The sequence below is a fragment of the Phenylobacterium montanum genome, assembly GCF_018135625.1.
GTDB lineage: Bacteria > Pseudomonadota > Alphaproteobacteria > Caulobacterales > Caulobacteraceae > Poindextera > Poindextera montana.
In genome coordinates this window covers 1,408,047-1,432,924 of sequence record NZ_CP073078.1, presented here as the reverse complement: position 1 = coordinate 1,432,924, position 24,878 = coordinate 1,408,047, and the positions used below count along the sequence as shown (strand labels likewise).

19 protein-coding genes are annotated in these 24,878 nt (G+C 66.7%); 8 read left to right on the top strand and 11 right to left on the bottom strand.

The window, feature by feature from the left end; all coding sequences use genetic code 11:
* Window positions 1-9 precede the first annotated feature (9 nt).
* Both KCG34_RS06325 and KCG34_RS06320 read right to left on the bottom strand, forming a co-directional pair.
* Entirely contained in the window at window positions 10-2,442 is a 2,433-nt protein-coding gene (locus tag KCG34_RS06325) for a TonB-dependent receptor (protein WP_211939545.1), read from the bottom strand.
* Between the two features lie 404 nt (window positions 2,443-2,846).
* Window positions 2,847-3,812 (bottom strand): winged helix-turn-helix transcriptional regulator, encoded by a 966-nt coding sequence (locus tag KCG34_RS06320; RefSeq protein WP_211939544.1) that lies wholly within the window; start codon window positions 3,810-3,812, stop codon window positions 2,847-2,849.
* A 235-nt stretch (window positions 3,813-4,047) separates the two neighbouring features.
* Between KCG34_RS06320 and KCG34_RS06315 the strand changes: the two genes are divergently transcribed.
* From KCG34_RS06315 to KCG34_RS06290, 6 genes are all read left to right on the top strand, one after another.
* Entirely contained in the window at window positions 4,048-4,905 is an 858-nt protein-coding gene (locus KCG34_RS06315; RefSeq protein WP_249138240.1) for an SDR family NAD(P)-dependent oxidoreductase, read from the top strand.
* A gap of 78 nt (window positions 4,906-4,983) precedes the next feature.
* A complete protein-coding gene (locus KCG34_RS06310; RefSeq protein WP_211939543.1) occupies window positions 4,984-6,204 on the top strand; it encodes an acetyl-CoA acetyltransferase in 1,221 nt (406 codons plus the stop codon).
* An 85-nt stretch (window positions 6,205-6,289) separates the two neighbouring features.
* Window positions 6,290-6,721 carry a nuclear transport factor 2 family protein gene (locus KCG34_RS06305; protein WP_211939542.1) on the top strand — a complete coding sequence of 144 codons (432 nt, stop codon included), beginning with the start codon at window positions 6,290-6,292 and terminating at the stop codon, window positions 6,719-6,721.
* A gap of 24 nt (window positions 6,722-6,745) precedes the next feature.
* A complete protein-coding gene (locus tag KCG34_RS06300) occupies window positions 6,746-7,504 on the top strand; it encodes an SDR family oxidoreductase (RefSeq protein ID WP_211939541.1) in 759 nt (252 codons plus the stop codon).
* A gap of 40 nt (window positions 7,505-7,544) precedes the next feature.
* Window positions 7,545-8,372, top strand: coding sequence for a DUF1295 domain-containing protein (locus KCG34_RS06295; protein ID WP_211939540.1), 828 nt, complete (start codon window positions 7,545-7,547; stop codon window positions 8,370-8,372).
* A 6-nt stretch (window positions 8,373-8,378) separates the two neighbouring features.
* On the top strand, window positions 8,379-10,133 hold the full coding sequence (locus KCG34_RS06290) for a class I adenylate-forming enzyme family protein (protein ID WP_211939539.1): 1,755 nt from the start codon (window positions 8,379-8,381) through the stop codon (window positions 10,131-10,133).
* Between the two features lie 88 nt (window positions 10,134-10,221).
* On the opposite strand, the gene KCG34_RS06285 is transcribed toward KCG34_RS06290, so the two are convergent.
* The 3 genes from KCG34_RS06285 to KCG34_RS06275 form a co-directional block, all read right to left on the bottom strand.
* Window positions 10,222-11,703 carry a carotenoid oxygenase family protein gene (locus KCG34_RS06285; protein ID WP_211939538.1) on the bottom strand — a complete coding sequence of 494 codons (1,482 nt, stop codon included), beginning with the start codon at window positions 11,701-11,703 and terminating at the stop codon, window positions 10,222-10,224.
* A gap of 58 nt (window positions 11,704-11,761) precedes the next feature.
* The gene (locus KCG34_RS06280; protein ID WP_211939537.1) at window positions 11,762-12,622 is read right to left on the bottom strand and encodes an SDR family NAD(P)-dependent oxidoreductase; all 861 of its coding nucleotides are present in this window, start codon (window positions 12,620-12,622) and stop codon (window positions 11,762-11,764) included.
* 130 nt (window positions 12,623-12,752) lie between these two features.
* Window positions 12,753-13,958, bottom strand: a complete 1,206-nt coding sequence (locus tag KCG34_RS06275) for an acetyl-CoA C-acyltransferase (protein ID WP_211939536.1) — start codon at window positions 13,956-13,958, stop codon at window positions 12,753-12,755.
* A 219-nt stretch (window positions 13,959-14,177) separates the two neighbouring features.
* Here KCG34_RS06275 and KCG34_RS06270 point away from each other — a divergent pair, with 219 nt between their 5' ends.
* Both KCG34_RS06270 and KCG34_RS06265 read left to right on the top strand, forming a co-directional pair.
* Window positions 14,178-15,800, top strand: a complete 1,623-nt coding sequence (locus KCG34_RS06270) for an acyl-CoA synthetase (protein WP_211939535.1) — start codon at window positions 14,178-14,180, stop codon at window positions 15,798-15,800.
* On the top strand, window positions 15,797-16,729 hold the full coding sequence (locus tag KCG34_RS06265) for an NAD(P)H-dependent flavin oxidoreductase (protein ID WP_211939534.1): 933 nt from the start codon (window positions 15,797-15,799) through the stop codon (window positions 16,727-16,729). The genes KCG34_RS06270 and KCG34_RS06265 overlap by 4 nt, the downstream gene beginning before the upstream one ends.
* A 784-nt stretch (window positions 16,730-17,513) precedes the next feature.
* Here the strand turns inward: KCG34_RS06265 and KCG34_RS06260 are convergent.
* From KCG34_RS06260 to KCG34_RS06235, 6 genes are all read right to left on the bottom strand, one after another.
* Window positions 17,514-18,230 (bottom strand): hypothetical protein, encoded by a 717-nt coding sequence (locus tag KCG34_RS06260; RefSeq protein WP_211939533.1) that lies wholly within the window; start codon window positions 18,228-18,230, stop codon window positions 17,514-17,516.
* 133 nt (window positions 18,231-18,363) lie between these two features.
* Entirely contained in the window at window positions 18,364-18,768 is a 405-nt protein-coding gene (locus KCG34_RS06255) for a GFA family protein (protein ID WP_211939532.1), read from the bottom strand.
* Window positions 18,769-18,782: 14 nt separating this feature from the next.
* Entirely contained in the window at window positions 18,783-20,399 is a 1,617-nt protein-coding gene (locus tag KCG34_RS06250) for an L-lactate permease (RefSeq protein ID WP_211939531.1), read from the bottom strand.
* 168 nt (window positions 20,400-20,567) lie between these two features.
* Window positions 20,568-22,667, bottom strand: a complete 2,100-nt coding sequence (locus KCG34_RS06245) for a xanthine dehydrogenase family protein molybdopterin-binding subunit (protein WP_211939530.1) — start codon at window positions 22,665-22,667, stop codon at window positions 20,568-20,570.
* A complete protein-coding gene (locus KCG34_RS06240; protein ID WP_211939529.1) occupies window positions 22,664-23,143 on the bottom strand; it encodes a (2Fe-2S)-binding protein in 480 nt (159 codons plus the stop codon). Before KCG34_RS06240 ends, KCG34_RS06245 begins: the two co-directional genes overlap by 4 nt.
* Before the next feature lie 108 nt (window positions 23,144-23,251).
* Window positions 23,252-24,799: a benzoate-CoA ligase family protein gene (locus KCG34_RS06235; protein WP_211939528.1), complete on the bottom strand. Its 1,548-nt coding sequence runs from the start codon at window positions 24,797-24,799 to the stop codon at window positions 23,252-23,254.
* Window positions 24,800-24,878 lie beyond the last annotated feature (79 nt).

Here is a 24,878-nt window from a genome sequence, read left to right as displayed (position 1 = left end):
GAGTCTACTCTAGAACTTGGCCGAGAACTCGGCGCCAAAGGTGCGCGGCGGCCCGTAGGTGCCGACCTCGTCACCAAAGAACGAAATGATGTTGGTCCGGAATTGGGTATCGGTCAGGTTCTTTCCCCACAGAGACACGCTCCAGGCGCCGTTGGGGAGGGTGAAGGTCAGCCGCCCGTCGAGCAGTCCATAGGCGTTCTCATGGGTCAGGTTGGCCGGGTCCCAATACATCCTGCCCTGCTGCTTGTAGGTCAGATGGAACAGCAGCGCGTCGGGCATCGACGGCAGGTCGGCGGTGAACTCGCCGCCGATCACGAACTGGTAGTTCGGCGTCCGCTGGGCGGTTTTCCCTGAATCGTTGTTGCCTGCCGCGTCGATGAACTTGAGGTATTTGGCGTTCTCGAGGCTGCCCGACAGCCAGAAGTGGGTGCGGCGGTTGGGGCGGGCCTCGAACTCGGCTTCGATGCCTTTGAACTCTGCGTTGCCGGCGTTGTTGATGATGTTGCACAGGCAGGAGTCGATGGTCTGCTCCACCTGCAGGTTGTCGTACTGAGTGTAGTAGGCGGCGAGATTGAGCTGCAGCCGTTGATCCCAGAACCTGCTCTTCAGCCCGAGTTCGTAGTTCCAGTCCGTTTCTGGCGCATAGGGGGTCTGAGCCGCGAAGGCGGGCGCGGCGTTGTTGGTGTCGTTCTCGAAGCCGCCGCCCTTGAACCCGCGGCCCACGGTGAAATAGGCCATCAGGTCCTTGGTCGGGGTGTAGCGCAAGATCGCCTGTGGGGTCACCGCGTCCCACGAATGGCCGTAGGGGGTCGCATAGTTGGGATAGCCCGCAGAGCCGACGGCGCAAGTCGGCGTGGAGCCTGAACCGCCGCAGCCGACCAGCGTGGTCAGCGGCGTGGTATTCACATAGCCGTTGTACCGGTCGCCATATTGTTGGACCAGGGCGGTGACGAAGCCCGATTTTTCATCGTGTGTGTATCGCACCCCGGCTGTCAGCTTCAGATCGTCCAGGATCCTGTACCCGGCCTGGACGAAGAAGGCGTAGGTTTCGGTGCCGCCGGCGTCGTTCCAGAGGTCCTGGCCTTCGATGCTGGCCAACGGGCCGCCGACTATGTTCTCGGCCCAGAAGGTGTTTATTTCCTGGGTGTGGTCGTGCTCGTAGTAGAGGCCGGCGATCCAGTCGAGCGGGTTGTCGACGGCATAGTCAGAGCTCAACCGCAGCTCTTGCGACACCTGCTCGGTCCGCTCGTTGAACTGAACCGGAAATGCGAAGGCAAAGGCATCCTGCGGCGCCGAGGCGAGGCCCAGGCCGTAAGGGTTCTCGGGCCCGATGCCCGACTGGTCGTACAGGAAGTGTGAGCGGGCCGCGCGATAGCCGGTGATGCTGGTCAGCTTCATCTGACCGGGCAGGCTCTTCTCCATGTTCAGGATCGCCGACCAGTTATAGTGGTGTTCGCCCTGCGGCGTCGGCGAGGCGTCGCCGGCGAAGGTCGGCCAGGTGGGCAGGCACTGGCGATTGGTCAGCTGCGAACCAAGGACCAGGCCGGTCTGGGCGCGCAGGCTGCTCCAGGGGTGCAACTCCAGGCCAGGGGCGGAGTTGGGATCGCCCTTGGCTGTATCGGGCTCGGCGATCGGGCACATGCCGTTATTGTCTTCGTGGGTGTATTCGAGGGTCAGGTGGGCGCTGAACCCCGTACCCGCCGGACGGAACAGGAGCTGACCGCGGAAGGCGTACTGGTTGAGGTTGTCCAGGTCGACGTGGTGGAACAGGTCGTGCGAATAGCCATCGTGGTTGTCGGTCTGGAAGGAGAAGCGACCGGTCAGGTCCTGGGCGATCGGCCCGGTGAAATAGCCGTCGGAGTGGACGGCGCCGTAGTCGCCATAGCCGACTGTAACCGCGCCGCTCGCTGTGGCCATGGGCGGCGCCGAGGTGACGCTGATCGCGCCGCCGGCGACGTTACGTCCCAACAGCACGCCCTGTGGCCCGCGAATGATCTCGACCTGGCCGATATCGAAGAAGGTCGGGTTGAGCACCCCGGCGCGGGATACATAGACACCATCGGAAAAAAGACCCACCGACTGGTCGGCGGTGGGCGAGCCCAGGCGCGTATTGACGGCGCCCCGGATGTTGTACTCCTGCCGCAGGGCGTTGTTCTGCGAATAGGACAGCGCCGGGACGCTGTGCGCCAGATCGGCGAAGGTGACGATCGCATCCTTCTTGATGTCCTGGCCTCCGACGGCGGTGATCGCCATCGGCGTGGTCTGCAGGTTAGTCGAGCGCTTTTGGGCGGTGACGATGACCTCGCCAAGCTGAGGACTACGATCCGAGGCCGTGCTGGATGCGGCCGGATTGGCTGAGGCCTGCTGCGCGAAGGCGGAGCTTCCTGCGCCGAGCGCTGCAACGCCCAGAGCGAATGCCGACACCGTTCGGAACAGATTCATGGATGCCTCCCCTCGTCGGGGCGACGGGTCGCGACGGTCGTCGGCCTCGTTCCACCCCTTTCATTTTGGCCGAGGCTAGTTGGGATATGTGACTACGTCAATGCAAGTTACTTGCACACTGTTGTTTGCAGGTATCCGCAGGGCGATGAGCCGCGCCTGGAATGGCGTCGGTGTGCAGTTTTTATCGTCTTATCAGATATTTGTAGCCTTATCGCGGGCTTTTCTTCCGCAAAGACCGGCTCGCATCCGGTCGCGCCAACCGCTGCGCGTCCTTGATAAAAACGCTTGCACAATCCGATCCGTATGGAGGAATTGAGCCGCGAGCAGGCGCACCATCGCCTTGCAAGGCCCTGGATTCGGGCTCGGGTGAAAACCCTGATTTCGGTGCGGCTAGAGGAGCAGCGTCAGCCGGCCGTAGCCAGGGCATCGGGGGCGCGGAGCGGTTCGACCACCTCGTAGTCGACGTCGCGAATCCGCACGGGCTCGCCGCAGCAGGAACAGGTCACCGCCGGCTCCAGTTCGTGGCCGTCAGGCTTGTGGCGTAGCAGGAGCGGCGGACCTTCGGGCGAAAGATAGTACTTGTCGCCCCATAGCAGTAGCATGAGCAGGACCGGATAGTAGTCGATACCCTTCTCGGTCAGTCGGTACTCGAACCGCCGTGGCACGCTGCTGTACTCGTGAAGCGCGATGACGCCCTTGTCGACCAGCCACGAGAGACGCTCCGACAGGATATTGGTTGCCATCGCCGTGTCGCGACAGATCTCGTCGAACTTGCGCAGGCCGGTGAAGATCGACCGCAGCACCAGACCGGCCCAGCGGTCGCCGGTGATCTGTGCGACCTCGTCCATCAGGGCGGTGTTGGCTGAGCGCTCGGCCGCGGCGCTGCGATGCTGGCGGCGACGGCTGTAGCGGACCGCCATCCAGCCGACCCCCGGGCCCTCCGCCCAGCGGACCTGGCTGGCGGTGATTTCCGCCTTGCAGTGCAGGCAACTCGGCGTCGGGTCGAACACCTGACCGCAGGTTTTGTGGCGCAGGCGGATGTCCAGCTTGCCCTCGCGCGGCGCCCAGCGGCGCTCCCAGCGCAGCATCATCAGGGCGGTCCAGTAGAGGTCGCGGCCCTTGTCGGTCAGGTGATATTCGTGCCGCGGGGGTTTGTCGCTGTAGAGGCGCTTCTCCAGGATGCCGGTCTCGACCAGGCGCTTCAGCCGGTTGCTGAGCAGCGTGGGCAAAAGGTCGCTGCGCAGGCGGAAATCGTCGAAGCGCCGCGCCCCGATCCAGCTCGCTTCGAGAATCAACAGGATTGAGGTGTCGCCGACCACCTCAAGCGCGCGCCAGATAGAGCAGGTCCGGATGAATTTCTGTTCGCTCATAGAGTCCTCGGCTCGCGCCGGCGCATCCGCGCGATCCGCTAAAGTCGTGAATCTCGTGCGCCTATGCAAGCCGCATATCGGTCGCGACGCCTGCTACCGTATGCGCCAGGTCAATGCGTTCGGCGATACGATTGCAGTGGGCGTTTGAGTGCATATCAGTTGCATAACGATAGTGAGTGTGCTGCTCTGGACGCGAAGCGGGGTCAGCCCGCATCGGAAATGGGGTAAGCCTGAGGTGTCACGCCGCACGGTCATCGTCACGGGAGCGGGGAAGGGTCTTGGGCGCGCCTATGCGCTTCACCTGGCCGCCTCGGGGGCGGCCGTGGTGGTCAATAACCGTTGGAGTGATCGCAGCCAACCCTCCAGCGCCGAGGCGGTCGCCGCCGAGATCCGCGCGGCGGGCGGGGCGGCCGTGGCCGACATCGGCTCCGCGGAAGCCCCCGAGAGCGGCGAGGCCCTGGTCGCGTTGGCCTTGAGCGAATTCGGCAGGCTCGATGCGGTGGTGGCCAATGCCGGCGTCCCCCAGTTCCAGCGGATGCGGCGTCAGGCGCCGGCAGAGTTCGACCGGATCTTCGACGTCAATTTCTTTGGAACCTTGAATCTTGTCCGCGCCGCCTGGTCGGTCCTGACGGATCAGAGAGCCGGGCGGGTGGTGCTCAGCACCTCGACTGCCGGCCTCTATGGCGGTGATGGGATGAACGCCTACGCCGCGTCCAAAGCGGCCCTGATCGGGCTCATGCGCGCGCTTGCAGTCGAGGGCCGCCTATCCGGCGTCATGGTCAACGCCATCGCGCCCTATGCCTTGACCGCCATGACCGAACGCTTCTTCGACCCCGGCCTGGGCGAGCGGATGTCACCCGAGAGGGTCGCTCCGCTGGTCGAGTGGCTCGCCGGCCCAGAGTGCGACGTCACCGGCCAGACCTTTGTCGCCGGCGATGGCGCAGTAGCGGCGGCCTTCGCCGTCGAGGGGCCTCGCTTCGATCTGGGCGACGACGCCGGAGCGGCGGCTCGCAAGGCGATCCAGGCCCGGCCCTGGCGCGCCTTCGACGACTCCGGGGTCGCCTTCAAGGCCTTCATGGCCGCGCAGGAGTAACCGTGTTGGACCGGTCGTCATAACACTTGTGGAAAGGCCCGGCGCCGCTCAGGCGGACTGGGGCCGTTGGAGGAAGTCATGGTCTACATCCTGGGCGGCTGGCAGAGCGATTTTTCTACGAACTGGGCGCGCGAGGGGAAGGAGATCGCCGATGCCTTCGCCGATGCCGTGGAGCACGGCCTGGCCAGCGTCGGCCTCGAGCCGCGTGATATCGACTGCGGCCATGTCGGCAATTTCGTCGGCGATCTTTTCGCCGGCCAAGGCCTGCTCGGCGGCTTCTTCGGCCTGGTTCATCCCGATTTCGACGGGCTGCCGACCGCCCGGCACGAAGCCGCCTGCGCCTCCGGCAGCGTCGCCATCCTGGCCGCCGCCGCCGAGATCGAGGCCGGCCGCTACGACCTCGCCTGCGTCGTCGGCCTCGAGCAGATGCGCAACGTCCCCGGCCAGAAGGCGGCGGAGAACCTGGCGGCCGCGGCCTGGGTCGGTCATGAATACCAGGACGCCGCCTTCCTCTGGCCGCGCGTCTTTTCCGATCTGGCGGACGAGTACGACAACCGCTTCGGCCTGAAGACCGAGCACCTCTTGCGGATCGCCGAGATCAACTTCTCCAACGCCAAGCGCAATCCGAACGCCCAGACCCGGCAGTGGTCCTTCACCGCGAACAGCTTCACCACCGATGACGTGGCCAATCCGGTGGTGGAGGGGCGCACTCGAAAGCTCGACTGCGGCCAGGTCACCGACGGTATCGCCGTCCTGTTCCTCGCCTCGCCCCGCCGCGCCGCGGAGTACGCGGCCAAGCGTGGCGTGCCGCTGGAGAGCCTGCCGACGATCAAGGGTTGGGGCCACCGCTCGGCCCCCATCTCGTACGCCGCCAAGGTTCGCGCCAGCGCAGACGGGCCCTACGTCTTCCCGCAGGTGCGACGGGCGATCGAGGAGGCCAGAGGCCGCGCCGGCATCCGCGACCTGTCCGAGATCCATCTGGTCGAGACCCATGACTGCTTCACAGCCACCGAGTACATGGCCATCGACCACCTGGGACTGACCGCGCCGGGCCAATCTTGGCAGGCGATCGAAGACGGTTCGATCGAGATCGGCGGTCGGCTGCCGATCAACCCATCCGGCGGCCTGATCGGCCTAGGACATCCGGTGGGCGCGACCGGGGTGCGCATGGCCTTGGACGCCTTCAAGCAGGTCACCGGCCGGGCCGGCGACTATCAGGTCGAAGGCGCCAAGACCTGCCAGACCCTCAATATCGGCGGCTCCACCACCACAACGGTCAGCCTGGTCGTGGGGATCTGATCCCACGGTCGCCGCCCGGCGCCCCGTTTCCACCTATTTCCCGCGCCATGACCCGCGCGCCGACCAACCTGCCCAGGAGACAACCATGCCCAGCCGCTTCGACACCTACCAGGCCATCATCCAGGCCTGGAAAAACAAGGACATCGAGGGCGTGTTGTCCCACATGACGGACGACATCGTCTGGCACTACGCCGCCGCAATCTCGCCGCCGGCGCACGGTCATGCCGGAGCGCGCAAGTTCATGGAGACCTTCGGCGCCAAGATCGACGAGGTGCGCTGGCGGGTGTTCTGCTATGCCGAAGCCGGAGATCGCCTGTTCGTGGAAGGCGTGGACGAGTACATCACCAAGGGCGGGACGCGCGTTGCAGCGCCCTATGCCGGCGTGCTCGAGTTCCGCGGCGACAAGATCTGCGGCTGGCGCGACTATGTCGACTCCGGGGTCTCCTCGAACATGCAGGCCGGCGGCGCAGCCCCTGCGCACGTCGAGGAACTGATCGCCCGTCCGGCCGTCAACTGACCCTCCACGACAGCGAGCAACGCCATGGAAATCGAAGGATCGACCGCCCTGGTCACGGGCGCCAATCGCGGCATCGGCGAGGGGTTCGTACAGGCGCTGATCGAGGCCGGTGCGCGCCGCGTCTATGCCGCCGCCCGCGATCCCGCCAACGCCAAGCCGTTGGTGGAGCAGTTCGGTTCTCGTGTAGCGCCCATCAGGCTCGACATCACCAAGCCGGACCAGGTGGCCGAGGCCACAGCCGCCTGTGGCGATGTCTCGATCCTGATCAACAACGCCGGCGCCTTCCTCAATCGCCGCCTGATTGCCGCGGAGGACATATCCGCCGCGCGCGAGGAGATGGAGGTCAACTATTTCGGCACGCTGGCCATGTGCCGGGCCTTCGCCCCGATCCTGGCCCGCAACGGCGGCGGGGCGATCGCCAACGTCCTCTCCGCCGGCGGCATCGCCGCATCGCCGGCGATGGGTGGCTACAGCCCGTCGAAATTCGCTGCGCGCGCCGCCACCACCTGCATCCGCGCCGAACTGGCCGCCCAGAATACACAGGTCGTCGCCCTGATCGTGGGCTCGGTTGACACCCGGATGGCCGCCCACGTCGCCGGCCGCAAGGAACGCCCGATCGACATCGCCAAGGCTGGCCTTGGCGCCATCCGGCGGGGGATCGACGAACTCGATACCGACATCATGGCCACGGAGGTCCGCGCCAACCTGCAGCGCGATCCCAAGGCGCTCGAACGCGGCATGGCCCGGATGCTTACCGCGCAGGTCATCTCCACCGGCCGGTGAGTCCAAAACCGAACGTCAGAAACCACTGGAGCGCCTTTACGTGCTTGCCGATCTGCAGATCCTGGTCATCAACGCCCTGGTGCTCGTCGCCCTGTTCCTCGTGCTCTGGCGGGTCGCGATAGCCATCAAGGATGTCTCCTTCATCGACGCCGTGTGGGCCCTGGGCATGGTGGTGATGGCCGCCACGACCTTCCTGCAGGTCGGCCAGCCGACGCCGCGGCGCATGCTGTTGCTGGGAATGTGCCTGCTCTGGGGCCTGAGGCTCGGGGGCTATCTGCTCTGGCGTTGGCGCAGCCACGGGCCGGACCGGCGATACCAGACTTTGCTGGGCAAGGCCGAAACCTACAAGGGCTGGAGCTTCGCCAAGGCCTCGCTGCTCCTGGTCTTCGCCACACAGGCGCCGATGCTGTTCGCGGTCTGCCTCCCGGTCCAGCTCGGTCAACTCGAAGCCGCGCCCGCCCAGCTTGGCCCGCTCGCCTGGGCCGGCGCCGGGATCTGCTTGTTCGGCATCGTTTTCGAAAGCCTGGGGGACTTGCAACTGACCCGGTTCCGCGCAGATCCCGCCAGCCGCGGCAAGGTGCTCGACACCGGTCTCTGGCGCTATACCCGCCACCCCAACTACTTCGGCGACGCCTGCGCCTGGTGGGGACTCTACCTGATCGCGGCGGAGACCCGGGTCGGGCTGCTGGCCCTGCCGGCGCCCATCCTTCTGACCTGGACCCTGATGAAATGGAGCGGCGTGCCGACCGTTGAGGGCCGCCTGCGCAAAAGCCGCCCCGGCTATGCGCGCTATGTCGAGACCACGTCGGGATTCGTGCCCTGGCCGCCCCGGCCGGCGCGGCCAGACGCCGAGGCGATGGCGGAGTAGTCCGGCATGTTCCTGACCCCCGCCGCGCGCATCGCCACCTATCGCGAACAGGGCGTCTGGGGCGATCTGACCATCGACGACCTGACCCAGCGCAACCGGCGCGAGGTTCCGGGGCGCCTGGCCCTGGCCGATCCGCCGAACCGCGTGCTGCTCGACGGCTGCGCGCCGCGCCGGCTGACCTGGGACGAGGCAGGCGAGGCGGTCGACCGGTTGGCCTCGGCCTTCCTGGGCCTTGGCCTCGCCAAAGACGACATCGTCTGCATCCAGTCGCCGAACACCGTCGACGCCGTCCTGACGTTTCTGGCCTGCGCCCGCATCGGACTGATCTGTTGCCCGGTGGTGATGCAGTACCGGGCGCACGAGTTGGGCTACATCCTGGACCTGGTGAAGCCGGCCGCGGTGGTGACGCCGGCTCGCTTCTCGAACTTCGACCACGGCAGGATGATGCTGGCCCTGACCGCCGGCTCGCCGACAAAGGTGCTGGTCCTGGGCGGCGATGTTCCAGAGGGCGCCGTCGATCTCGACGCTGCTCGTGCCGCCGCCGACCCAGCCGTCGCCGCGGCCGCCCACGTCGCCGACCCACCGCAGGCGGGAGAGGTGGCCACCATCTGCTGGACATCCGGAACGGAGGCGCGGCCCAAGGGCGTGCCGCGTGACCACAACCACTGGATCGTCAACGCCCAGGTGATCGTCGCGGCCTCGGGCCTGCTGGACGGCGAGACCTTGCTCAACCCGTTCCCGTTGGTGAACATCGGCTCGATCGGCGGTCTGGTCATGCCTTGGCTGTGGCGACGCGGGACCCTGGTGCTGCACCATCCCTTCGATCTCGGCGTCTTCCTGGGACAGATCGCGGCCGAACGGGTCAACTACACCATCGCCCCGCCGGCGATCCTGACCGCCATCCTCAAGACCCCGGCGCTGAAGGCCGCGGCGGACCTTAGTTCGGTGCGGGCGATCGGCTCTGGTTCGGCCCCGCTCTCACCTTGGATGATCGAGGGCTTCCTGACGGAGTACGGCATCCAGATCTGCAACTACTTCGGCTCCAACGAGGGCGCGTCCCTCTATTCCAGCCCGGCCGAGACCTCCGATCCCGACAGCCGCGCTCATTTCTTTCCCCGGTTCGGCGCGGACGGGATCGATTGGGACAGCCCGGCGGCGCAGATGATCCGGACGCGCTTGGTCGATCTCGCCGGCGACAGCGACATTACCGAGCCGGGCAAGGCAGGCGAACTGCGCATCGACGGAGCCATGGTGTTCAGCGGCTATTTCCGCTCGCCGGCGCTGAATGCGGCCGCCTTCGACGAGCGCGGCTATTTCCGCACCGGCGACCTGTTCGAGATCGCGGGCGAGGGGCCGCTGTCGCGCTATTATCGCTTTGTCGGCCGTTGCAAGGAGATCATCATCCGCGGCGGGATGAACATCTCGCCTGCCGAAATCGACGACCTGCTGGCGGCCCACCCCGATTTGCGCGAATCCGCCGTGGTCGGCGTGCCGGACGAGGCCCTGGGCGAGCGCGTGTGCCTCGCGGCTTGCCCGATCGAGGGCCGTGACGTGGACCTTCCCGCCGTCTGCAACTGGCTTCGGGCCAAGGGCTTGGCCACCTTCAAGCTACCGGAGCGGATGGTGGTGGTGGACGCGCTTCCTCGCAGCGCCATGAACAAGGTGCTGCGCAACGATCTGCGCGCGCAGGTACTGGCGGCGCTAGATCACGATGAATTTGGATCGAACCGATCCAAATTCATAAAACGTGATCGATTCTAAAAGCTTAGAGCGGGATTGACGCGAAAAGCCGGCGCCCACCTTTTCGCATCCCGCTCTGGAGGCCGCCTGACCTCGTCGGCGCTGCTGCCTAAAGAGCGCCCAGGGCGCCCTCACGAATGAACTTCCGGTCGGCCCAGCAGGCGTGGGTGCCGCTGCACAGCTTATGCGGCAGGGCGATTCTGCAGATCGGGCCGTCCTCGATGCGCTTGGCGTCCAGGATGGCGCAATACGAGCCGCCGCCCGCCTCGTCGATGATGAAGCTGATCAGATAGCCGTCGTCCTCGCTGGTCGCGTCCGGCTTGGGCGCGAACGGAGTCTCGCTGGCGTACTGGCCGCGGGGTAGGTGGAATTCGGTGCTCTCGCCGGTCTCCAGGTCGGTCTTGACGAAGCCGGTGAACAGGAACCAGCCCGGCTCGGTCACCGTCGAATAGACGTAACGGTATTTCCGGCCGGCATAGCGCTGATTGAACATGCCGAATTCCATGATCCGGTCGTCCAGGTGCGCCTCGCGGGTGGTCCCGTCCTTCAGGTTGAAGCGCCAGCGGTGCAGCTTGGGCCGGAAGGCCTGCTGGTCCAGATAGGCCATCATGTGCTCGAAGCCGGGCGGGGCGTCGCGCTTGGGTTCCGGGGTAGGGTTCTCCTGGAAATAGCCGTCCAGAATTATCTCGTCGCCCTCCTCATAGGCGTTCAGCCAGTGCAGCACGTAGGTCGGCGCCGCCTCGAACCAGCGGACGTCCTCGGTTCGGCCATGGCGCGGGACGATGGCGAATCGCGACGGTGTCCCGTCGTGCATCCTGACCGCGTGGATGTTCCGTTTGAGCAGTCCCTCGTCCCAGAACACCGGCAGGTCGTTGAGGATCGAATAGTGCTCGGTGAAGGCCATGTCGTGGGGCAACCGCGGTCCAGGCGTCGGGATCGGGATATAGGTGACCAGCTTGTTGTGCCGGTCGACCACTCCATAGTGCAGGTAGGGGGCGAACTTGGAGTAGTTGAAGAACATCAGCTCCCCGGTCGCCTCGTCCACCTTCGGATGGGCCGAAATCCCGTCGATCGGGGTCCAGCCCTCGATCCCCTCCTGCTCCAGCGTCTCGGCGTTCAGCCGATAGCCCTCGCCGCACTGATAGAAGGTCGAGAGCGCCCGCCCGGCGTGGACGACGATGTCGGTGCTGGAGGAGTCCTTCAAAGATCCGTGGGCGCAATAGCCAGGCCGCTTGGCGAGGCCGGCCGGATCGGCCAGCCCGCCCCACAGAGCGCCGTCAGCCTCCTGCTCGGCCTCGAAACCGCGGGTGCGGACGAAGCGATTGCGATAGCTGGCCTTGCCGCCCTTGAAGTCGATCAGGTGGATCATCCCGTCGCCGTCGAATGGATGATAGCGGCCTAGCGGCTGATGCACCTGGTTTTCGGTGTTGCGCAGATAGACCCCGTCCAGGTCGGCCGGGATCGCGCCGTCGATCACGTCCAGCTCATCGACGGTGACTTCCTCGCGCAGGGGCGTCCAGGCGCCGTTGAGATACGGATGGTTGTTCGGCTGGAGCGAGAATTTCACGGGCGGCAGGCGTTCGATCTTCATTTTTGCGCTCCTCGCGAAGGACGTCGGCTCGTCGTCGATGCTAGATTATCGACTCTTGTTATGCAATCGACGTGCGGCCGGCCTGCGCGGAAGCGAGCCGCGCCGCGTGTCCGACCCACCCGCTATCGGCGTCCGTATAGTCGGTGCTGAACCAGCGCGGATAGGCATGGATGGTCTGACCGCCATCCACCAACACCTCGGCGCCGGTGACATAGCCGGCGGCGTCGCTGCACAGAAAGCTCACCAGTCGCGCGACATCCTCCGGCGCGCCGAGCCGACCGACCGGAGTTTCCTTCAGCACGTCTAAGCGGGTCGCTGGATCGTCGATCAGGGACTGGGTCATCGCCGTCTCGATCACCCCGGGCATGACCAGATTGACCCGGATCCGATGGATGCCGAGTTCCGACGCCAGGGTGCGCGCCAGCATCCTCAGGCCCGACTTCGAGGCGGCGTAGGCGCCCAAGAGGTCGCAGACGTGCGCCGCAGCGGTCGAGGCGTTGATGACGATCGACCCGCCGCGCTTGCCCTCGGCCATCAATCGCGCCGCGCCCTGGGCCATCAGGAAGCCGCCGTTGAGGTTGACGTCGACGTGCTTGCGCCATTGATCGAACGGCATGTCGATGAGCGCGCCGTAGCGGCCGTAGCCGGCATTGACGAAGGTCGCGTCCAGTCGTCCGAATTGCGCGCCAATCTGCTCGAACAGGCTGGCGACCCCCGTGGGGTCGGTCTGGTCGCAGGCGATGGCCAGGACCTCGCCGCCCGCCTCGCGCAGGGCCGCCGCCACCTGCTCCAGTGGCTCGCGGCGGCGATCGGTGATCACCACCCGCGCGCCCTCACGAATGAAGACAGCCGCGGTCGCCGCGCCGATGTCGCCTGCTGCCCCCGTGACCAGCGCCGTGCGTCCGCCTTGATCGACCACCAGAATTTCTCCCGCCTAGATCACGATGAATTTGGATCGAATCGATCCAAATTCATAAAACGTGATCGATTCTAAAAGCTTAGAGCGGGATTGACGCGAAAAGCCGGTATCCACTTTTTCGCATCCCGCTCTAGACCCGTTCCAGCACCATGGCTGCGCCGACGCCCACGCCGCCGGTCGCCGCCACCACGCCCAACTCCGCGTCCAGTCTGCGCATGGCGTCGAGCAGGGTTCCAGCCAGGATCGCGCCGCTGGCGCCCATGGGATGGCCCATGGCGAGGTGGCCGCCGTTGACGTTCACCCGGTCCGGATCGGCCCCGTAGTCGCGATCGAACTTCGCGATCGTCGCCGCGAAGGCCTCCATGAACTCGATCGCGCCCATGTCCGAAAGGCTCAGCTTGGCGCGGCTCAGCGCCTGCTCCAGGGCGGAAAATCCAGCTGTCAGCTGCAGCACATGGTCGTCAGCGGTTTCGGCCATCGCCAGGATCCTGGCGACCGGCCTCAGGCCTGCTGCCTGTCCTGCTTCAGCCGATCCCAAGAGGACGAGGCCGGCGCCGTCGGCGATCGGCGGGCAGTGAGCAAGGGTGTGCACGTGCGGCAGGCCCCCCAACTCCGGTCGTTGTTCGAGGATGATTTCGTCAAAACCCGCAGCGCCGACCCCATCGAACGCCAGTCGCATGGTCGCCAGTCCCGACCCATCGCCCAGGTCCCGCACGTTTTCGTCGGCGCCGAGCGCGACGGTTCCGTCCAGGCTGTGGACAGGAATGACGCTGGCCTCAAACCGCCCTGCCGCCCAGGCGGCCCGGGCGCGGTGGTGGGAACGCAGGGTGACCGCGTCCAGCGCCGCCCGTTCTATGCCTTCGCGGGCTGCCATCAGGTCGGCGGCGAGGCCCACGGGGGCCCAGCCCAAAGACCGTGCGAGGCGCATGTCCGAATAGTAGTCCGCCCCGTCGGCCAGGAACTCGACCTGCGACATCGACTCGACCCCGCCGGCCATGGCCAGACCGACCTCGCCGAGCGCGATCCGTCGGGCCGACTGGGCGATCGCGCTGAGCCCCGAGACACAGAAATTATTGAGGGTCTGGCAAGGCAGGGTCTCCGGCAGGCCGGCCCGGATCCGCGAGGTCAGGGCGATATGGCCGCCCTGGACGCCGACCTCGGTGACACAGCCCAGGGCGAAGTGCCCGCACGCCCGGACCGCTTCGGCGCCGAGCCGCGCCTCCAGAGCCGCGACCAACTGGACGACCAGTTCCACCGGCGGAATGGCCGCCAGCGAACCGCCGGGCCTCCCCTTGCCGCGGGGCGTGCGAACCGCGTCGAACAGGAACACATCCATGCCGAGCCCTCTTGACCTTGCGTCCGAAACTTTCAACGAGTAGGTCTCATAACGCAAGTAAATAGCATTAGCCGCCCAGCCCAGCGTGAGGTGCGATATGAACGCCGCCTAACGGGGAAGGCGTGACCCAACCGGCGAGCGCGGGACCGGATGGCGCAAGCAACTAGTTTGACTTGCATAAATGAATTCAAGGGCGCCAGCGAGGCGTAGGAGACATCGATGATCTGGCACCTGGCGGCGCTGTGGGAACTCATCGCCGGCGCGATTCCGGACGAGGTCGCGCTGATCAACGGTGAGGCGCGCCGGTCCTGGCGCCAGTTCGAAACGCGCGCCGCCTCGCTGGCGTCCGGCCTGCTCGCGGCCGGCCTTGGGCCGGACGCCAAGGTCGCCGTCTATGGGCTGAATTCGAACGAGTACCTCGAAGCCCACTTCGCCGCCTTCAAGGCGCGCGCCATGCCGGTGAACGTCAACTACCGCTACGGCGAGAGCGAGCTGACCTACCTCCTGGACAACGCCGACGCCGAGGCGCTCATCTTCGACGCTCGGTATGGCGATAAGGTCGCAGCCATCCGCTCGCGCCTGCCCAGGTTGCGCCTGTTGGTCGAAATCGACGATGGGACCGGCCGGAACCTTCCCGGCGCTGTCGCCTACGAAGCTCTGATCCGGGCCAATCGGCCGCTGGCGCCCATCCGTTACCATGAAGATGACGTCTACATGCTCTACACCGGCGGCACGACCGGGATGCCCAAGGGCGTGATGTACGCCCATCGCGACCTCGCCCAGGCGATGATGCTCGGCTACGATTTCATGGGTGAGCCGCGGCCGGCCACCGAGCACGAATTGATCCTGTCGGTGCAGCGCCGCATCCGCGCGGGAACCCATTCGGCCGGCCTCGCGGCCAGCCCCCTGATGCACGGCACGGGGCTGTGGGCCGGCGCCTTCGCCATGCTGAACCTGGGCGGCGCGGCCGTCACCATCCGTAGCCTGCATTTCGACGCCACCGAACTCTGGCGGGCGGTCGAGCAGCACCGCGTCACCGACATGGCCATCGTCGGCGATGTCTTCGCCCGACCGATGGTTTCGGCGCTGCGCGAAGCCCAGGCGGCGGGCCGGCCCTTCGACCTCTCGAGCCTTCGCACCATCTTCTCGTCCGGGGTGATGTTTTCGAGTGAGGCCAAGCGCGGCCTTCTCGAGTTCGCCGACGTGACGCTGATCGACTCCATGGGCGCGACCGAGGGCGGCATGGGCTCCTCCATCGTCAATCGGACCAACCCGCCCGGCGAGACGGCGGTGTTCAAGATGAACGCCACCACCAAGGTATTCCGCGACGACGGCCAGGAGGTGAAGCCCGGCTCGGGCGAGATCGGCATGGTCGCCAATGGCGGCGTCGCGCCGATCGGCTACTACAAGGACCCGGCCAAGAGCGCGGCCACGTTCAGGGTGATCGATGGCCATCGCTACAGCTTTCCAGGCGACTATGCCCAGGTCGCCGCCGACGGTTCGATCATCCTGCTCGGCCGCGGTTCGTCCTGCATCAATACCGGAGGCGAAAAGGTGTTTCCGGAGGAGGTGGAAGAGGCGCTCAAGGCCCATCCCAGCGTCGACGACTGCCTGGTCGTGGGCGCCAAGGACGAGCGGCTGGGCGAGCGGGTCACCGCGGTGGTCACGGCTGCCGCGGGGCGCACGGTCGATGAGGCGGAACTGGTCGCCTTCGCCCGCGAGCGTCTGGCAGGGTACAAGCTGCCCAGACAGATGGTGGTGGCCGATCGCATCCAGCGCGGACCGAGCGGCAAGCCCGACTATCGCTGGGCCAAGGGCCTGGTCGAGGAGGCGGCTCGATGATCGATCGCGCCTTCCTCACCCGCCTGCGCGCGCCGATCTGCGCCGCGCCGATGTTTCTGGTATCGGGACCCGAACTGGTCGTCGGCGCCTGCAAAGCCGGGGTCATGGCCGCCTTCCCGGCGCCCAACAGCCGGACGTTAGACGACTTCGAGGCCTGGATAGCGCGCATCTCGGCCGAGGTCTGCGATGCGCCATGGGCGGTCAACCTGATCACCCATGCCAGCAACGACCGGCTGAAGGCGGAACTGGAGATCGTCGCCCGCCATCGTCCGCCGATCGTCATCACGGCCCTCGGCGGTCCGCGGGCTGCGATCGAGGTCGTGCATGGCTATGGAGGGTTGGTGATCGCCGACGTCATCGACCTTGGCCTCGCCCGCAAGGCCATCGCGGCGGGCGTGGATGGGTTGGCTTGCGTTTCCGCCGGCGCAGGAGGCCATACCGGCTTTTTGTCGCCGTTCGCCTTCGTCTCGGCGGTGCGCGAGCGCTTCGACGGCTTGGTGATCATCGGCGGCGGCATAGCCGACGGCTACGGCGTAGCTGGTGCGGTCGCCGCCGGCGCGGACCTCGCGTATGTCGGCACCCGCTTCATCGCCGCTGAGGAAAGCGCGGCGGCGGACGCCTACAAGGCGATGCTGATCGGGGCCAGCCTGGACGATCTGATCGTAAGCGCCGCGGTGACCGGCACGCCCGCTTCGTGGCTGAAGCCTTCCCTGGCCGCAGCCGGCTACGACCTCGCGAGCGCCGGCGCGCCGCCGGCGCGCAACTATGGCGATCCGGCGGAGGCGGCGAAGCGCTGGCGCGATATCTGGGCTGCCGGCCAGGGCGTCGGCGCCATCCGCGCCGTGGAACCCGTCGCGACCATCGTTGAGACCTTGGCGACCGAGTATGGCGCAGCGGCGGCGCGTCTCGCGCTGACCATCGCTCGCTAGGTGCTGTGGAACCTAAGGATTGCTATCGAGTGCAGGGCTGAACATGCTGGATCGCAGACGCGGCCCCGGATCTGCTGCCCCTCGGAGATCAATCAGATCTCGAGCTTGAGTTGGCCCTCCTATCCGGTTGGACGATGCTCGTTCCAAGGGCGGCGACGAACGGCGATGTCAATGGGGCTGGCCATAGGAGACATCTTGGTTCGATGCCTCTCTCCAGTCCTACACTTTGGCGTCGCCTCGCCAATTGCTGTCGTGCCGGATTATTGCACTCCCAACCCAAGCGCTAGCCCCGACCGAGCCCGCTCGTGGCGAACCTCGAAACTCTGCTATCCTCGCGCCATTCGGTAGTTTGTGGCGCATTCCCTGCGTTACGGGAAGCGGGCGCTGAGCCCATTTGGGCCCGTGCAGCAAATGGCGAGCTACCGGCGATCCTCGTGATAGGGTGCGGCTGGGCTTGGAGAGCCGGTCGCAAGCCGTGACCAGTGCGGGTCCCCGCGCCCACTACCGTTTGCAATGCCACACAGCCCTTTGGACTCCGCCCAAAGGGCTTTTTGCTTGTTGGCTACCACCGGAAATTCTATCTGGCCGTCACTGCAGGCGAATGACCTCTCGCGGCTCGGCCCCGGTTGCTCGGGACAAATCGCGACGCGTTGATTGACCCGCGACCAGCTTTGGCCCGCACGGGTTAGTGCGCCGTTCAGGAGATCGCACCACCAATCTGGCGAACCTGTGCGAAGCGCAGCCGACGGGCCGGAACCCTTGCTGGGTGCGCGATCCGATCGGCTTACTTTGTCAAACTCCAACTCCACTTATCCCGCAGGTGTTGGCCCTGTTTGCGCGCGTGAGCGTGATGCGACCGAGCGCCAATGGTTGAGGCTGCGGGCTGATCGCTCTTGCTCGGCTTCGACTGATCGTTCTCCGCCACGGCGTCTCGGTATTCTTGCGAAGCCTTTACACCGTGCAGGTCGCGGATCGGCTGGCGGCTCGCGAGAGGAAAGGCGGCGCCCTTGAAGGACGCGAACTCACCGCAAAAGTCACTGCATGTATTTTCGCCGTCGTTCAGAGCGATCAGTTGACCACGCCGCGAGATTTGCAGGACGCACGTTCGTGGTCGCCTCGGCGTGCCGCCTAGCGGTTTACGGTAGATCAGTTTCCCGCCGTCCACGTGCGCGATGCCCCACAGGTTGCACTCGTGGTCATTGCGAAATTCCAGATGGGTTCGAAAATAGGCGGCGCTTGGCGAGGTCGGAACGATATCGAGGGTATTCTGCGGCTTTGCTTGCCTGCCGTTGGCCCCGTCCAGGTAACTGCCGGCGATCGTTTGAACGTCCAGGGGTTGCGTCTTCGCGAACACGGCCGCGGGCGTCGCGCACAGAACCGCTAGGCCGATGAAAAACAGGAACGCGGGTGTAGGCATGGCGGCGAGCCTCAGCGGGCGATGGGAGTGTTCCACGACAAAGCTGTCTTGCCAATCCGCCAGCACGGGGTTCGGGGATGGCATGGCTGAGCCTCGCCCGTGCGCAGCTCCACCGCGCGCTGCTGGGGGGCGCCAGTCCGGCGACCGCGGTCGCGCCGACTGAACCAAGCTCCCGCCGCTCGGCTGGACGCACCAGTCGACCGCCAGGACCAGGACATCACCGCTTCGGAAAGCCCTCGGGCAGTTCCGGATACGCCTCGCCGGGATCGTACCAGCTGGCCCCGTCGGACCGCCAAATGTGCCACTGCCGATCGACCGTAACTGGCGTGTCGAGGCATCCGAGCCGAAGCATGACATTGGGCTGGCCGACCCGTTCGGCGACAAGGTGGGAGCCGCAGACCGGGCAGAAGCGCCTGAGCTTTCCTGGCGAGGACTCGTAGGTGTTCAGTAGCTCCTCGCCCTGGGTCCAGCGGAACCGATCCCGCGGCACGGAGGCGAGGCTGGCGAAGGCCGCGGCGTGCGTCTTGCGGCAGGTCCGGCAATGGCAGTGCGCAATGCCTGGGATCGCGGCGTCGACCTCATAGGAGACCCGGCCGCACGCGCAGCCACCCGTCAGCATCATGTGCTCGTTTCCCGTCAATGCGCCGATCCTGTCGCCAGCGGAATGATCCAGGGCGCGAGGTACTGTTGGGCGGCGATCAGAAGGCCAAGGATCAAGGTCAGGATGATGCTGTGAACGAAGGTGCGGGCGAAGACCTGGCCCTCCTGTCCGGCCAGTTCGGTGACGGCGACGCCGGTGGCGATGTTCTGCGGCGAGATCATCTTGCCCATGACTCCGCCCGACGAATTGGCGGCCGCGAACAGCAGCGGATTCAGGTGCAGCTGGCGCGCCGCCACCACTTGAAGGTTGCCGAACAGGGCATTGCCCGAAGTGTCGCTGCCGGAGAGCATGACGGCGAACCACCCAAGGAACGGCGACAGCAGCACGAACAGCGCGCCGGTGGAGGCCACGCCCTTGCCCAGGGTGTAGGCCATGCCCGAATAATTCATCAGATAGGCCAGCCCGATGATCAGCATCACCGTGACGATGGCCTGCCAGACCTGTCCTAAGGTCCGGCCGACGCACGCCATCAGCTCGCGGGGCGACAGGCCGACCACCGCGCCGGTGATCAGGGCGGCCAGCAGGATCGCGGTGCCCGTAGCCAGGGGCTGGAAGGCCCAGACCGCGGCGTAGGGCTTGTCGTTGTAGAGGGTGATGGAGATCGCGTTGTCCAGGCTTGGCCAATGGATGCTCTGCTCGCCGATCCTGGCGACCTTGAAGGTCGTCCAGACGATCACGGTCGCCGAGACGATCACCCAGGGGAGCCAGCCCTGCCAAGCTGGAACCTTGGTCTCGGCCTCGCGCGGCGCCCCGGCCAGGGCGTAGGCTTCGTCGCGGGCAGGGCGCCAGATTCTGAGGAAGGCAAGCGTGGCGGCCAGGGACAGCAGCGAGGCGATGACGTCTGTCAGCGTGTAGTCGAGGCGGTTCGATGTCAGGAACTGGCCGGTCGCAAAGGCGCCGCCGGCGACGATCAGCACGGGCCACAGCGCCCGGATCGAGCGCCAGCCCCCATAGAGGCCTACGACATAGAACGGCAGGATGAGCGCCATCACCGGCAGCTGGCGGCCGATCATGGCGGCTAGGCTCGCTGCAGGCAGGCCCGTCACCGCCCCCAGCACCGTCACCGGCACGCCGAGCGCGCCGAACGCGACCGGCGCGGTGTTGAAGATCAGCACGAAGACCAGCGCCTCCAGCGCCGGGAACCCGACTAGAATCAGCAGTGAGCTGGTGATGGCGACCGGCGCGCCAAAGCCTGCCACCCCTTCGAGCAGGGCGCCGAAGCAAAAGCCGACCACCACCAGGACCACCCGCCGGTCATTGGGCAGGTGGGCGATGATCCAGTCGCGGAAGGCGTCGAACCGCCCCGATCTGACGGCGATATTGTAAAGTAGGAGGGCGTTGACCACGATCCACATCACCGGCCACAGGGCGAACATCGCCCCGTCGGCCACCGACGCCGCCGCCAGGCCGACTGGCATTCGCCAGACGCCGACGGCGAGGGCGAGCGCCGCCACGAGCCCGGCCAGCGCCGCCTGCCAAGCCGGTCGCCGTAGCGCGCCCAGCAACAGCAGCACCGCCAGGATCGGCGCGGCGGCGGCCAGGAAGGACAACGCCAGGTTTCCGGCCACCGGAGTCAACAGCTGTCTGAACACGCCGCTCAGCCCTTCCTAACGCCTTTGCCGGAACCATACGTGGAAACCGGAAGGTCGTCAGTCGGGGCGGCGAGCATCTTGAAGGCGGCTGACTTACGATTTCTGCCAAAGCCTCATATTCCCGGCTGGCAGAGGATGCTCCGCCTATGTGGAATTTCCAGGTTGGCTTCAGGCCTTGAGCAGCGCGGCGGCGATGCGCTCGCGGGTCAAGGGCAGGTCCCGCAGGCGCGCCCCCAGCGCGTGGGCGACCGCGTTGCCGATCGACGCCATGGTCGGTCCCTGGCTCACCTCGCCGATGCCGAACGGGCGCGGCGCGGTGGTGTTGACGAGCTCTATCTCCACCGGCGGGACCTCGGAAAAGCGAAGGATCGGATAGTCGTCCCAGGTCAGCGACGAGATCCCGGCTCCCGACAGCCTCACCTGCTCCTTGAGCGCCCAACTCGCGGCCATGATCATGCCGCCCTCCAGCTGGTTGCGGGCCCCGTCCGGATTGATGATCAACCCGCCGTCACAGACGCACCAGAGCCTGGTCAGGCTGACCTCGACGTCGACGGTGATTTCCGCGGCGCAGGCCACATAGGCTCCCATGCCGCGATGGCGGTCGTAAGCCAGGCCGAGGCCCCGACCGCTCCCGGCTTCCCACCGCCTGGCCCAACCGCAGAGCTCTGCCAGCCGCGTCAAGACGGTGCGGCCGCGTTCGTCGCCGAGCATCGCCAGGCGATAGGCCAGCGGGTCCTGGCCGGCCGCCTCGGCCAGTTCGTCGATAAAGCTTTCGCCGGCGAAAGTGTTGGGCGCGCCCCCCAGGCTGCGCAGCGACGAGGTGCGGATTGGCGGCGGGTCGATAACATGCTCGATCGTCCGGGTCGCAGGGATGTCATAGGACGGGATTGCGTTGAGCAGGCCGCCTGAGAACCGGCGCCCGTCCGGCATCAGCCGCACGGGCGATTTGGGCGGCGCCTGGTAACCGGGAAGCGCGCTCTCGGCCACCGCGGTGCCCCTGGCGCCTGTGTGCGGCGTGTTCCAGATCTCGGCCGTGTAGTCGACGAGTCGCCCGGAGGCATCGAGCTCGGCCGAGAGTTCCATCAGCATGGCCGTGCCGACCGGCGCGGCGCCGAATTCGTCCTCGCGCCGCCACTGCACGCGCACCGGCGGGCCGGGCCGGCGGATCGCAATCAGCGCTGCGTCGATCGGCGGATCGTCGGCGCCGTTGTGACCATAGCAGCCGGGCCCTTGGGCATGGATGACTTCGATAGCCTCCACAGGCAGGCCGGTGATCCGCGCCGCCAGCGCCCGCATCGGATAGACGCCTTGGTTGTGGGTCCAGATCGTGAGCTTTCCACCGTCGAAGCGAGCGATCCCGGTCGAGGGGCCCAACGAGCCATGGCTGATATAGGGCTTTGAGTAGCGTGCAGAGATCCTGCGGCGGTTGGAGCCTTCCTCGGTCGGATCACCTGCCGTGAATACGTCGTTCGGTAGGGATTTGAGTGACGGCGCCTCGGCGAGCGCGGGGTCGATCTCGCCCACGTCCTCCCAGCGGGCGGCCCGCTCGGCCGCGGCATGGGCGCGCGCGGCCTCGGCTTCGGTCGCGCAGATCAGGGCGACGAAACGCCCATCGATGAGGATGTCGACCTCGGGCGCTGCTCTGCGGACCATCGCCTCGTCAAGGCCGCCCAGGCGCGCCTGGGGTGAAGGCTGGCGCAGAACGCGGGCGTGGCGAAGGCCAGGCAGGGCGAGATCGTGCAGGAAGGCTTGGCCGAACACCTTCGCCGGCAGGTCCAGGCGCGGCTGACTGACGCCGATGACGTTGAAATGGTCCGGCCTCTTCAGCGACGCTTCACCCGTTGCGGCGCGATCCAGGTCCACCTTGTCCGCGAGCGTCCAATAGTCGAGGCCGGTGGGTTCGCCGTCCCTAATGATTGCGCCGTCGCGTACGGACAGGGCGCACGCTTCACAGCCCAGCCGCTCGGCCGCCGCGGCCAGAAATAGAGCGCGCGCCTCCGCGCAGGCGCTGCGGATCGCCCATCCGGACATCTCGGTGGACATCGAGCCCACTGTCAGCCCTTCGTCGGGGATATCTCCGGTTGCGGCCGGGACGATGCGGAGACGCCCCAGCGGCAGGTCCAACTCCTCGGCGGCCATCTGGGCGAGCGAGGTGCCGATCCCCTGGCCATACTCCATGCGCCCGAACGCGATCCGGGCCAGTCCGTCCGGCTCGAAGCTCACCCAGCGGCTGAGCTGCGGATTGGCGGCCAGCATCGGCGCGATCATGAGCGGTCCCCTTCACGCATCCGGCGCGCAGCCAGGGCGACCGCCTCCATCACCCGGTTGTGCACGCCGCAGCGGCAAAGGTGCCAGTCCAGCGCTTCGGCGATCTCGGCGCGACTTGGATCTGGGTTGTGGTCCAGCAGGGCCTGGGCGCTGACCAATATTCCCGAAAGGCAGTAGCCGCATTGGCCGGCCTGCAGTTCCAGGAACGCCGCCTGCAGCGGGTGTGGCCGCTCGGGGCCGCCCAGGCCTTCGAGCGTCGTGACCGACTTGCCGGCCAGCGTTGCCATCTCGATCTGGCAGGCGGCCACCGATCGCCCGTCGACCAGAACAGCGCAGGCGCCGCACTGGCCCGCGCCGCAACCGAACCGCGCGCCAAAGAGGCCAAGCCGCCCACGCAGCACGTCCAGCAGGACCTCGGACTCGTCCGCGTCGATGCGGGCCGGCTCGCCGTTGAGCGTGAATTCGATCATCGCCATGGGTGGGTTCTACAGGGTCTTCGCAGGCTCCACAAAGCAGCCGGCTCCGAGAATCTCGAGCTCGCGGATGAGGCCCAGCTTGCGTTACAGGGCGAGCCCCTGGCCTGATCAGCCCTGCTCGCGCAACACGTGACGGCGGACCTTCCCCGTCGCAGTCTTGGGCAGTTCCGGCACGAATTCGATCTGGCGGGGGTACTTGTAGGGCGCCAGTCGCGCCTTGGCGAAGGCCTTCAGCTTTTCGGCCAGGAGCACGTCGCCCTCGACGCCGGCCCTCGGCACGACATAGGCTTTGACGCGCGTAAGATTGTTCTGGTCGGTCACCCCCACCACGGCGGCCTCCAGCACGGCCTCATGCTCGACCAGCGCCGCCTCGACCTCTGTCGGCGAGACCCAGATGCCGCTGACCTTCAGCATATCGTCGGCGCGGCCGCAGTAGACGAAATGGCCGGCCTCGTCGCGGCGGAACCGGTCGCCCGTCCTGACCCAGCCGTCCTGAAATGTGGCCGCGCTCTTCTCCGGCTGATTCCAGTAACCGGCCGCGGCCGAAGGGCCCCGCACGTGAAGTTCGCCAAGTTCGCCCTCGGCGGCCTCTCTGTCATCCTCGGTGACGAGGCGCAATTCGTAGCCCGGCGTGGCGATTCCGGAAGCGCCATGGCGCACGGCGCCGGGCCGGTTGCTGACGAAGATGTGCAGCATTTCGGTGGAGCCGACCCCGTCGATGATTTCGGTCGCGTAATGCTCTCGCCAGCGTCGCCCGATCTCCGCCGGCAACGGCTCACCCGCCGAAACACACAGCCGAAGCGCCGGGGCCCCGGACGCGGCCTCGGGATGGGCCAGCATGGAGGCGTATAGGGTCGGAACGCCGAAGAACATCGTGACGTCATGGCTGCGAAGCAACGGCCAGACTACCTCTGGCGTCGGCCGATCCGGCAGCAGCACCACGGTCGCTCCCACGCTCAAGGGGAAGGTCAGGGCGTTGCCAAGGCCATAGGCGAAAAACAGCTTGGCGGCGGAATAGATCACATCGTCCTCGCGCAGGCCGAGGACTTGGCGCGCGAACAGGTCGGCGGTGTGGCCAAGACTGGCGTGGCGATGGATCACGCCCTTGGGGCGGCCGGTCGAGCCTGAGGAATAGAGCCAGAAGGCGGGCGCGGCAGAATCCGCCGGCGCGGCTGCTAGCGGCCCGGTGGAGCGGGCGAGATCGCTCAGCTGGCAATGGGCCGGGTCGCTCGGGTCGGAGGCGATGATGCGGCCGGCCCAGCCCGCACTGGCCGCGCCCGCGCCGACCCGATCGAGGATATGTGACGAAACCACAGCGAGGCGGGCGCCGCTGTCGGCGAGGATGTGGGCGTAGTCGCCGGCCTGCAGCAGCGTGTTCAGCGGGGCCGGGATCAGGCCGGCCTTGATGGAGCCCAGAAAGCACGCAACCATATCCAAGCTGTCGAGCATGCAGAGGGCTACGCGGTCGCCTGGGCGCGCCCCTTCCGCCAGGAGCGCCGCGCCGCAGGCGTCGATGCGAGCGGCCAGCTCTCCATAGGTGTGGGCGCCGGCGCCGTCGATGATGGCGATCTTGTTGGCCCGCCTTGGCAGGTTGGCTTCGATCAGGGCCTGGGCCGCGTTGAAGTCGCCCTTCGATACCTGCAACCCGTCGTTCACGATCACCCCTACGGTTCGATGGACCGTCCGGGCGCCTTCATGCGCTCTTGCCGCGGCGGACGGCAGGTGGGATCGATCC

Excerpts from the sequence above, each read along its gene's own strand:
- KCG34_RS06265 (WP_211939534.1), top strand. The coding sequence starts at position 15,797 with ATGATCGATCGCGCCTTCCTCACCCGCCTGCGCGCGCCGATCTGCGCC.
- KCG34_RS06240 (WP_211939529.1), bottom strand. The coding sequence starts at position 23,143 with ATGGCGATGATCGAATTCACGCTCAACGGCGAGCCGGCCCGCATCGAC.
- KCG34_RS06320 (WP_211939544.1), bottom strand. The coding sequence starts at position 3,812 with ATGAGCGAACAGAAATTCATCCGGACCTGCTCTATCTGGCGCGCGCTT.
- KCG34_RS06270 (WP_211939535.1), top strand. The coding sequence starts at position 14,178 with ATGATCTGGCACCTGGCGGCGCTGTGGGAACTCATCGCCGGCGCGATT.
- KCG34_RS06290 (WP_211939539.1), top strand. The coding sequence starts at position 8,379 with ATGTTCCTGACCCCCGCCGCGCGCATCGCCACCTATCGCGAACAGGGC.
- KCG34_RS06255 (WP_211939532.1), bottom strand. The coding sequence starts at position 18,768 with ATGATGCTGACGGGTGGCTGCGCGTGCGGCCGGGTCTCCTATGAGGTC.
- KCG34_RS06300 (WP_211939541.1), top strand. The coding sequence starts at position 6,746 with ATGGAAATCGAAGGATCGACCGCCCTGGTCACGGGCGCCAATCGCGGC.
- KCG34_RS06305 (WP_211939542.1), top strand. The coding sequence starts at position 6,290 with ATGCCCAGCCGCTTCGACACCTACCAGGCCATCATCCAGGCCTGGAAA.
- KCG34_RS06260 (WP_211939533.1), bottom strand. The coding sequence starts at position 18,230 with ATGCCATCCCCGAACCCCGTGCTGGCGGATTGGCAAGACAGCTTTGTC.
- KCG34_RS06245 (WP_211939530.1), bottom strand. The coding sequence starts at position 22,667 with ATGATCGCGCCGATGCTGGCCGCCAATCCGCAGCTCAGCCGCTGGGTG.
- KCG34_RS06325 (WP_211939545.1), bottom strand. The coding sequence starts at position 2,442 with ATGAATCTGTTCCGAACGGTGTCGGCATTCGCTCTGGGCGTTGCAGCG.
- KCG34_RS06285 (WP_211939538.1), bottom strand. The coding sequence starts at position 11,703 with ATGAAGATCGAACGCCTGCCGCCCGTGAAATTCTCGCTCCAGCCGAAC.
- KCG34_RS06310 (WP_211939543.1), top strand. The coding sequence starts at position 4,984 with ATGGTCTACATCCTGGGCGGCTGGCAGAGCGATTTTTCTACGAACTGG.
- KCG34_RS06275 (WP_211939536.1), bottom strand. The coding sequence starts at position 13,958 with ATGGATGTGTTCCTGTTCGACGCGGTTCGCACGCCCCGCGGCAAGGGG.